This is a genomic window from Psychrobacter sp. AOP7-A1-24 (genome assembly GCF_052376235.1).
In the GTDB taxonomy this organism is placed as follows: domain Bacteria; phylum Pseudomonadota; class Gammaproteobacteria; order Pseudomonadales; family Moraxellaceae; genus Psychrobacter.
This window is the reverse complement of the sequence record NZ_JBQSVM010000062.1, coordinates 1-8,795: the sequence shown is the minus strand read 5'-3', so window position 1 is coordinate 8,795 and position 8,795 is coordinate 1. Positions and strand designations below refer to the sequence as shown.

The 8,795-nt window shown below is 38.7% G+C and carries 11 protein-coding genes; 10 read left to right on the top strand and 1 reads right to left on the bottom strand.

The window, feature by feature from the left end:
• Positions 1-151 precede the first annotated feature (151 nt).
• Positions 152-1,396: a dicarboxylate/amino acid:cation symporter gene (locus tag ACT3QQ_RS13060; protein ID WP_444528325.1), complete on the bottom strand. Its 1,245-nt coding sequence runs from the start codon at positions 1,394-1,396 to the stop codon at positions 152-154.
• A gap of 197 nt (positions 1,397-1,593) precedes the next feature.
• On the opposite strand from ACT3QQ_RS13060, the gene ACT3QQ_RS13055 reads away from it, so the two are divergent.
• The 10 genes from ACT3QQ_RS13055 to ACT3QQ_RS13010 all read left to right on the top strand — a co-directional run.
• Positions 1,594-2,511, top strand: a complete 918-nt coding sequence (locus ACT3QQ_RS13055) for a LysR family transcriptional regulator (protein WP_444528324.1) — start codon at positions 1,594-1,596, stop codon at positions 2,509-2,511.
• A gap of 516 nt (positions 2,512-3,027) precedes the next feature.
• Positions 3,028-4,356, top strand: a complete 1,329-nt coding sequence (locus ACT3QQ_RS13050) for a tyrosine-type recombinase/integrase (protein WP_444528323.1) — start codon at positions 3,028-3,030, stop codon at positions 4,354-4,356.
• A 38-nt stretch (positions 4,357-4,394) separates the two neighbouring features.
• Positions 4,395-4,670 carry a hypothetical protein gene (locus tag ACT3QQ_RS13045; RefSeq protein ID WP_443538198.1) on the top strand — a complete coding sequence of 92 codons (276 nt, stop codon included), beginning with the start codon at positions 4,395-4,397 and terminating at the stop codon, positions 4,668-4,670.
• A 3-nt stretch (positions 4,671-4,673) separates the two neighbouring features.
• Positions 4,674-4,976: a hypothetical protein gene (locus ACT3QQ_RS13040; RefSeq protein ID WP_443538197.1), complete on the top strand. Its 303-nt coding sequence runs from the start codon at positions 4,674-4,676 to the stop codon at positions 4,974-4,976.
• Positions 4,977-5,116: 140 nt separating this feature from the next.
• Complete coding sequence (locus ACT3QQ_RS13035; RefSeq protein WP_444528322.1) at positions 5,117-6,076, top strand: hypothetical protein; 960 nt, start codon at positions 5,117-5,119, stop codon at positions 6,074-6,076.
• A 95-nt stretch (positions 6,077-6,171) separates the two neighbouring features.
• Positions 6,172-6,411: a helix-turn-helix domain-containing protein gene (locus ACT3QQ_RS13030; protein WP_444521339.1), complete on the top strand. Its 240-nt coding sequence runs from the start codon at positions 6,172-6,174 to the stop codon at positions 6,409-6,411.
• Positions 6,412-6,413: 2 nt separating this feature from the next.
• On the top strand, positions 6,414-6,650 hold the full coding sequence (locus ACT3QQ_RS13025; RefSeq protein ID WP_444528321.1) for a helix-turn-helix domain-containing protein: 237 nt from the start codon (positions 6,414-6,416) through the stop codon (positions 6,648-6,650).
• Complete coding sequence (locus tag ACT3QQ_RS13020) at positions 6,647-6,922, top strand: hypothetical protein (protein WP_201601113.1); 276 nt, start codon at positions 6,647-6,649, stop codon at positions 6,920-6,922. The genes ACT3QQ_RS13025 and ACT3QQ_RS13020 overlap by 4 nt, the downstream gene beginning before the upstream one ends.
• A complete protein-coding gene (locus ACT3QQ_RS13015) occupies positions 6,909-7,109 on the top strand; it encodes a hypothetical protein (protein WP_444528320.1) in 201 nt (66 codons plus the stop codon). The genes ACT3QQ_RS13020 and ACT3QQ_RS13015 overlap by 14 nt, the downstream gene beginning before the upstream one ends.
• On the top strand, positions 7,102-8,795 hold a 1,694-nt coding region (locus ACT3QQ_RS13010; protein WP_444528319.1), incomplete at its 3' end, for a DUF3987 domain-containing protein. The genes ACT3QQ_RS13015 and ACT3QQ_RS13010, both read left to right, overlap by 8 nt.

The following is an 8,795-nucleotide window of genomic DNA, read 5'->3' as shown; positions in this document are numbered from 1 at the left end:
AAAGCTGTCCTTGCTCTACATTTTCTCTCATTATTTTATCCTGGGTTTTTCTAAAATTTAAAAGGGCGCAAGCAAAGCCGACAATAAGACCACAACACTATATTGCCTGCTTTGTTTAATATCTTTGGCTCTATTGTTTAATGTAAAAGAGTTATGCTTTGGCTAATTTTACTTCTTGGTTTAACTCAGTTTTATCTTCAAATAGGTTTTCTATTCTAGCGATACAAAGTGTGGAAACCATGTCGCCTGTGACATTGAGTGTGGTATGTCCCATATCAATGATTCTGTAAATTGCTGCAATTAAGCCGATAATGTCAGCAGGTAGTCCAATCGAATCCAACAAAATTACCATCATCACAATGCCACCACCTGGGATACCTGGCGAGCCAACCGCTATTAGCGTTGCCATAAGGATGGTCATGAACTGCTCAAAAAGTGTCATCTCAATACCGTATATCTGCGCAACAAACATAGTTCCAACGGCGAAATAAACGGCCGCGCCATTCATATTAATGGTTGCGCCCAGAGGAAGAGAAAAACCTGCTAGCTCTTTTTTCACACCAAATTTCTCTTCTGCTACTTTCATCGTGACTGGCAGAGAGCCTGAACTGCTTGTGGTACTTGCCGTGATAGCCCGAACGGCAGGAATGTGTTTGAAAAACTCTTTTAGACTTACCTTAGCTACAAATTTTAGTAGGAATATATATAACAATAGAACAACGCAGATCATCCCTACATAGTCAGCTAGAATAAATTTAGCCAACGGTCCAAATATCTCCAAACCATACTCACCAACTGAAGCTGCGATTAGTGCTGCAACACCATAAGGAGAGAACGCCATAACAATGCCGGTAACCTTCAGCATGATTTCCGTTCCGCTATCAACAACCTTCTTAAATGGCTCGCTTTGTTTGCCTAACAATGTCATTCCAATGCCAAAAAAGGAGGAGAAGATAATAATTTGCATCAAATTACCCTCAGCGAGTGCCTGAAGAGGGTTAGTCGGTACCATGCTTAGAAGGGTTTCAGAGACACTAGCCATCTCTTTTACTGCCACTGGATCTGTTGAGATGAGATTCATCTCAAAACCTTGTCCAGGCATTAATAAATTTGCAACAGCCAGCCCAATGACACCTGATAACAGTGTTGTTAAGACATAAAATAATAATGTTTTACTACCCACACGCTTTAGCTTCTGTATATCTCCCATATTGGAGATTCCGCTCGCTATCGAGAAAGCGACGAGTGGCACAACGATCATCTTGATTAGGTTTAAGAACAGGTCTCCAATAGGTTTTGCGATCAATGCTTGTTCTTTAAAGAAGATGCCTGCGGCTATACCTAAGGCAAATCCGATAAAAACTTTGGTACTTAGTTGCATCTTTTTCCTGCTCATAATTACACTTCCTATGTGTCGTTTTCCATTGTGAAGCTTTGACCTGCAAAACCTTTTAGTGTCTTAGGGATAAAATTGCGACTGTTGGTATAAAATTTAGCCACCACTAAATCTAACATTACAATTATTATTATAATAATGAATTATATTGGGCTAATATATTTAACTAATTAATATTTAGATACTCAGGTAAGCCAATGAAGATTGAGCAAATAGAAACTTTTTTGATGATTATAGAGACAAAGAATTTATCTGTAGCGAGTAATAATCTATTCATTTCTCAATCAGCAGTGAGTCATCGTTTGCGTTCTTTGGAGGAGTGTCTTGACTGTGAGTTGTTCATACGTGGACGTGGTGAAAAGCTAGTTACCTTGACGCAAAAAGGTGAAGAGTTCGTCGAAATAGCTAGGCGTTGGAAAGCATTATGGAATGAAACTAAACAATGGGCATTACAAAAATCTAAAATGAGTTTAAATGTGGCTAGTATTGATAGTTTAAATACGTGTGTTTTTTCAAAATTATATAAGGAGTTGATTGATAGCAACAGTAAAGATGCCAGCAATAATTCAATTATTTTGAATGTAAGCTCTCACTGGAGTAGAACCATTTACGACTTAATTGAAAGTCATGATATTGACATCGGCTTCACTCTTAGTCCTTTGAAATACCCGAATGCAGTAGCTAAGCCTTTATTCAAATCCAGAGGCGTTGTTATTTCTTCAACATCGTCGAAATACGCTGAATCAGTTCATCCGCATGATTTAAATATTGCAAATGAAATTCTATTTTCCAATATTCCTGAATATCACGTATGGCATAATTTTTGGTGGGAAAACAATCAAAACGAATACTCTAGCGTTGATACGGTGTCATTATTATTTACTGTTTTTGATCTTGAAGAAAAATGGGCTATCGTTCCTGTTTGGATTGCACGTGTATTTGAAAGAATACATCCTGTTAAAATATCTGAGCTTAGTGTCGTTGCACCCGAATATACTTGTTATCAAGTGACGAATCGCTATCCTAAGTCCAGTAGGTTGAAAGCCATTGAAAGGTTTACAACAGCTCTAGCAGATTATATGAAGAAAGATGCTTTTATTGATAGTGTGCAGTGATAGAAGAAGTTCAACGGTAAAAAATTATCAGCCCATGCAAAACCTTGAATGTATTTCTTTCAAACACAACTTATTAGCACACTAAACTCAAACTGTATTTAGGTGAAGCTATTGGAGTTTCATATTTATTGTATTCTCTGGCATAGCCAAAGTATGATCAATGATATATTAGAGGCTTTAGGGCAGGGCACGGTTTGGGCACCGCATCGAAAATGGGCTTTTTGACTGAGTGGCTAGACTTAACTGAATTAGAAAAAATATTTCGAAATACCTGCTACAGACCTTGAAAAATGGACAAAAAAAAGCCTCACTGTTAAGAGGCTTTTTTCAATTTACATCATACAACTTCATAACTTAAGGAATAACAAAAAAACCCGTTAAAGCCTTTATTCTATTGATATTGAGCATTTATAGATATATCATGTACTACAACGTACAACATTATTCTATAATATAAAACATTCTAAATGGCTACCAAAGTGGCTACCAGAATGGCTATCAAAAAGGGTTAAGGTAATGGCAAAGCAAGAGATAAAACTAGACTCACAAATACCAAAGGCCATAAGAGAAGCTACTCAAGCTGGCAAGACAACTATTTACCCTATTGCTGGCTATAAGGGCTTAGAGCTAAGAGTTAGGCCGCATAAAGACAGCCAAGACGCTACAGCCGACTTTAGACACCGTTACACTCACCCCATTACAGGCAAACGCCCATACATGACGCTAGGACAATACCCAGCGTTAAGCCTTGCCGATGCCCGTCAATATCACAATGACAATATGCAACTGCTAGCCAAAGATATAGACCCTTTAGAGAACAAAGAAACACAGAAACGGCAAGAAATAACCGATCGTCAAAACATACTTAATCATTTCATTAATGAGTGGCAAGCATTACAGGATAGTAAGAACCTGAGCGCAAAAACAATATATAACAATCAGCTGCTAATTAAGCCCATCAAACAAAAACTAGGGCATATGAAAGTAACAGATATAACGCCAAGTATCGTTATAAGGTTTATTCAAGATATACAAAAAACGCATCTCAACAAAGGGTTAAGGGCTAAGATCATACTTAAAAGCATTTTACAAATAGCTAAGGCTCATATGATTATTGAGTACAACCCAGCAAGCGACCTACAAGGAACGCTTAAAAGCCCCAAAACACAACACCGCCCATCATTAACAGACCCAAAAGAATTTGCCGAACTGCTAAGAGATATTGACCAGCTAGACGATGCAAGCCAGCTTTATAATAAAAGAATATTACAGCTATTATCGCTTACGTTTGTTCGCATTGGTGATGCTTGTACTATGAAATGGAGTGATATTAACTGGCTTAAAAAACAATGGGAGTTTAAACCGCAAAAGTCTGGCAATAGAGGGGATATGGTGGCCAGTATCGTTATACCACTAGCACCGCAAGCCATTGCTATATTAGAGCAGATGAAGCCGCTTACAGGTGATAGCGAGTATGTATTTCATAACCCTAGACGCAAAAAAGCGCCTTATCACCATACGCAAGAAGTGAATAAAGTATTAAACAGTGACTTAATGAATAACGGACTAGGCTATAAAGATATTCACAGCCCACACGGTTTTAGAAGTAGCGCAAAAACTATGCTAATGGAGCGACTAGGTTATGACGAACTGATAACCGAACTGGCACTAGGCCACCGCATGCTTAACGCTTATGGCACTGCTTATAGCCGTATGGATTTACTACATCAAAAAGCTAATATGATGACAGCATGGGCGAACTACCTAGACGATATTAAAGCAGGTAAGTTTGACAATGTTATTCATGCTGATTTTAAGAAAGCAGCCAAACAGAACCACGGCTAAAACCTAACCAACAAAACCCACCAAAGGAGATCGACACAATGAATGATATTAACCATGAAAGCGCAATTGCTATTAACGCTTTTTGTCTAGATGACTTGCACGTAAACATGCTTTACCAAATCGAGCGCATAGAAAACGCTATAGCAGTGGCAAGGCTGGCAAGTGAAAGCAATGACACAGCACAGTTAAAAGGCGCTATTAATATGATGATAGACAGCTTAAGCAATACGTCTGCAATGATACAGAACGACCATGAAAGCATGACCCATTTAATCAATGATAGCGCAGTTATTAACCCCAAAATTGGAGCATAAGCCATGATGATTTTAGATGCCAAACCAACACGCCAGCAATTAGATGACCGCGCATTTTGGGATAGTTTACCGCCAGATGGTGCAGAATATGACGGCTTTATGTATGTGCCTACTTATTCTATTTTGCGTGATGATGAGCCTATCAATCTTAAGACAGATAGCGGCAAAATATTAAGAAACTCGTTACCTTATGAGTTGGCAGTTATAGAGGTGCAACGCCTATCTAAAAAGCATGACAATATCACCTTAAAGATCACTGGGTATGGTCAAAGCCTAGTAAGAATGGATAAACGATTAACAGCATAACCTTATTTAGCGACTAAACACCGCTACAATGACCATGCAAGGCTAGGATTAATTACCCGAACGCCAGCCATTTCATGCCTTAGGCTGGCATGCCTTGCACCTATTTTTATTAAGGTATGAATTACAAGTAAGGCATGATTATGGGATTAATGGATAAGCCGAAAAGAGACTTTGAAGAAAGCTATATTCATATAGATGACTTCATTCTATATCTAGCGTTTAAATTAAAAGAACCAGTTGAAACCGTTGTTTCATGGCTGCTTTACAATGGTTTTGATAAAGATATAAATTCCTATGAAGCTGATAAGCATTATCGAGTTTGCAAAGGCATGCAAGTTGATGCAATTGATAAAAATATAGATGAACTTTTTAAACAGATAAGTATAGATGGATATTTTATTTATATGGAATATTTAGACAGCTTTGATCTTTACTATGAAGTTAAGGACGCGCCAAGCTATGAAGAATATCAAGATGTAAATAATAACTTTTATTTAAAGCTTAACGATTTAGAAAAACTTGAATACATTAAACCCTTTAACCTAAGCTTTAGTGAAGCCCGTCTATATAACTATACAGTCTATATATGTGACTCAGTTACAGCAAATTTAGTCGATATGAATAACGATATGTCTGTAAGAGTTTTTAAAAGGATAGAAACTAGCCTATCTGAATACGAGAAGACAAAAAATTCTCCTAAAGATAATAATAGTTTTAAGAAGCTTATACGACTGGATCATGAAAAACTTCAAGCAGCATTTAAATTCATTACTGGTGAGGAGCCTTTACCAAACGAAAATAAAGAAACTAAGCAAGAAACAGGAACCCATGATAATGAGCCGCTAAATAGCAGATCACAAGATAAAAAGTTAATAGCTATTTTAGCCTTACTACTTGCCAGCAAATCTAATGCTTATACTATTGGTGACAACAAACCAAATGCTACTCAAATCAGCAAAGCTATTTATCAGTTTGCAATTGATGACTTAAAGATAGCTGATGAAGACACAAATGGTCTAAAAGCCAACATAGCTAAAATTAGTGCGTCTATTCAAGAATATACGGATATTCTCTATAAACAACCGCTGAAAAAATCTTAACTTTAACTTTAATTAATTAACTTTAATTTTTAACAACACCCCACACCGCACAATAAGCCTTAACAACTTTCATCAACTGAATAGGAGTTAAGGCAATGCCTAACACTACCCACGCAGCACCCACCAATAAGCTGAACCTAGCTTACCTATTAGCGAACCCAAAAGAGCTATATCAGGTTAAGCAGATAGCCGATGTATTCCAAAAACACCCTGAAACCATTAGACGCTGGATCAAAGCTGGCACGATAACAAAGCCGTTATCTATCAATGGCGTTTACTACTTTAAAGGTAGCGATATTGTGGACTATATAAACGCTACTAATGAGGGGGCTTAATCATGGATAAGTCAAAACGCAGCCAAAACCAAATCATTAAAGATCACCTTTTGACTGGCCAATCAATCACACGCTGGCAAGCTATCGAGCTTTATAAAATCGCCACGCTACCCACTCGCATTAACCAGTTAGAAAATACAGGCTTAACCATACAGCGCAAGCGAGTAAGTAAAGACGGCAAGCATTGGAACGTCTATTGGATTGATACCGATAATCTAGCTAATGGGGTGCAATTATGAGTAATGACGAACTGGTCAACGAAGTAATGAGCAGGCTCAAAGAACAGGGCTTTTTGATGATAAACGAAGATTTTATAGATCAGCTCATTATTACCTTACACGCTAATGTAACCATTATTAATACTATGACAGAGCTTGCAGAGCTAGAAACCAAGATACTAGGCAGCTTACTACCTACAGGCAGCCGACAAGTGGAGTCACTAAAAAATCTATCTGTAAAAATAGCAGAAATAGCCTTTAACGTGGAGGACTTAAGACATGAGCAAAGATAACAAGATCAGTCTAAAAGCCTCACACAAGGCCGCTGGCACGCTAAAAACAAGCCCTATCAGCCTATTACTTAGATTTATCAAGTTTATGGCATGGGTGATTGTCATTGGCTTATTACTGTCACCGCTGGCTTGCACAGTAGAGCAAAGCAAGATCACTAATGAGCAGCAAGGGGGCGATTATGAGTAGTACAGACAAGACAAAGCCCCAAGCTGATGACAAGGGGCTTTATGATTTACTAGGCAGTACAAAACAAACTACAGCTAACATTATAGCAAATGACGACATAACAAACAGCCTGATAGCACTAGGACAAGGCGATAAGCTAAGACAGTTTGGTGATAGCTTTACTATTTATAATGGCGATAGAAAAAGCGACATTATCGACACCGCTGGCAAGGTGGCCTTGATATTAAGCGATAATATGCACCAGCCAGCCAATATAGGCATTTACACGCCTAACAGTGATAAGCCTATAGAGGTAACAGACCCAAACCAGCCATGCGCTTTTGTTATTGGCAATCTTAGCTTAGATAGTGAATGGTATGCAGTAAAGAGCCTTACTGAGGGTATAGAGCTATACAGGCAGCTAGGCAGCCAAGGGCTAAACGTTACTATATTAGTTAGTATTAACCCCTTTCATTTTAATAATATGGTCAAGCATTTTGCTGAGGTTAAGCAAGTTATCGTTACTGCTACCATAGATAAAAAAGATGAGATCACAAAGCCACTGCTAGGGGTAAACGTCAAAGCTATTATTACTACTTTTGACTTGCTGCTATCGTTTGATAATCACCAGACGCTTAATGATGTTTTGAGCGAGCCTGACACGATTATCATAGACTTAATAGCTGAGGCATGGGGGCAATTAGGCGATATTGCAGACCAATCCAGTAAAGCAGCCCCCTACCCAGTAGAGGCATGGGGAAACGAGGGGGAAATACTAAGAGATGCTTTAACGGCTATCACCTATCACGCGCAAGTACAGCCAGCAATGGCAGGGCAATGCATGCTAGGGGCTTTAGGTACTATTATTCAGCAATACATAAACGCCCCTTATGCTTTAGGTGATAAGTTTATGCCAGTATCGCTATTTTTACTTACTGAGGGCGACAGTGGCAGCGGTAAAAGTAGAACGGTAGGCCTTACTCATAAAGAGCTATTCACTTATCAAAACGAAAAACGCAAAGAATACCGAACGCTTAGAGATGAATGGTTAGCCCAAAAGGCCAGCACACCTAAGAAAGATTTAGAGCTATGGTTACTTGAAAACCCCAAGCCTAAGCAAACGATACTTTTGGTTAAGTCTGGCACTATCCAAGGCTTTTTAGATAATATGCTGATCGGTAATACTAGAGATATAGCATGGTCAACGGCTGAGGCTGCATTATTCCTAAGCGGTCATAGCTTAACCAGTGACACGGCTAAAAGTAACATAAGCCAGCTATGCGATATATGGAGTGATGGATCATTTGATAGGCTGCTATCGCCTCGCTACGACAGCATAGAGCAAAACAGCATGAATGGGGTTAGATTTACTTTAGACTTGCAAGGACAGCCACCAGTAATAGCACCAGCGTTAAATGATGAGGCTATGAATGGTCAAGGATTGTTACCGCGCTTTTTGTTCGCCTTTCCTGACAATATGAACGGTCAAATAGTTTATAACACTGATGAACGGCTAGACGCTAAACCAGAGCAAGACCCAAGATTGCAGGCTTACTGGCAACGATGCCGAACGCTGCTAGACCCTATAGCCGATAGTGTAGATAAAGATAGCGAGGGTAATATTATCCGCTTTAATATGCCCTTTAAAGATAGGCAAGCTAGAAAGGCATTAGCCAATTATCAAACCGAAAAAGAAAGCCAGTTATG

Bases quoted from the DNA above. Each gene is read 5' to 3' on its own strand.
- ACT3QQ_RS13060 (WP_444528325.1), bottom strand. From the start codon at position 1,396: ATGAGCAGGAAAAAGATGCAACTAAGTACCAAAGTTTTTATCGGATTT.
- ACT3QQ_RS13055 (WP_444528324.1), top strand. From the start codon at position 1,594: ATGAAGATTGAGCAAATAGAAACTTTTTTGATGATTATAGAGACAAAG.
- ACT3QQ_RS13050 (WP_444528323.1), top strand. From the start codon at position 3,028: ATGGCAAAGCAAGAGATAAAACTAGACTCACAAATACCAAAGGCCATA.
- ACT3QQ_RS13045 (WP_443538198.1), top strand. From the start codon at position 4,395: ATGAATGATATTAACCATGAAAGCGCAATTGCTATTAACGCTTTTTGT.
- ACT3QQ_RS13040 (WP_443538197.1), top strand. From the start codon at position 4,674: ATGATGATTTTAGATGCCAAACCAACACGCCAGCAATTAGATGACCGC.
- ACT3QQ_RS13035 (WP_444528322.1), top strand. From the start codon at position 5,117: ATGGGATTAATGGATAAGCCGAAAAGAGACTTTGAAGAAAGCTATATT.
- ACT3QQ_RS13030 (WP_444521339.1), top strand. From the start codon at position 6,172: ATGCCTAACACTACCCACGCAGCACCCACCAATAAGCTGAACCTAGCT.
- ACT3QQ_RS13025 (WP_444528321.1), top strand. From the start codon at position 6,414: ATGGATAAGTCAAAACGCAGCCAAAACCAAATCATTAAAGATCACCTT.
- ACT3QQ_RS13020 (WP_201601113.1), top strand. From the start codon at position 6,647: ATGAGTAATGACGAACTGGTCAACGAAGTAATGAGCAGGCTCAAAGAA.
- ACT3QQ_RS13015 (WP_444528320.1), top strand. From the start codon at position 6,909: ATGAGCAAAGATAACAAGATCAGTCTAAAAGCCTCACACAAGGCCGCT.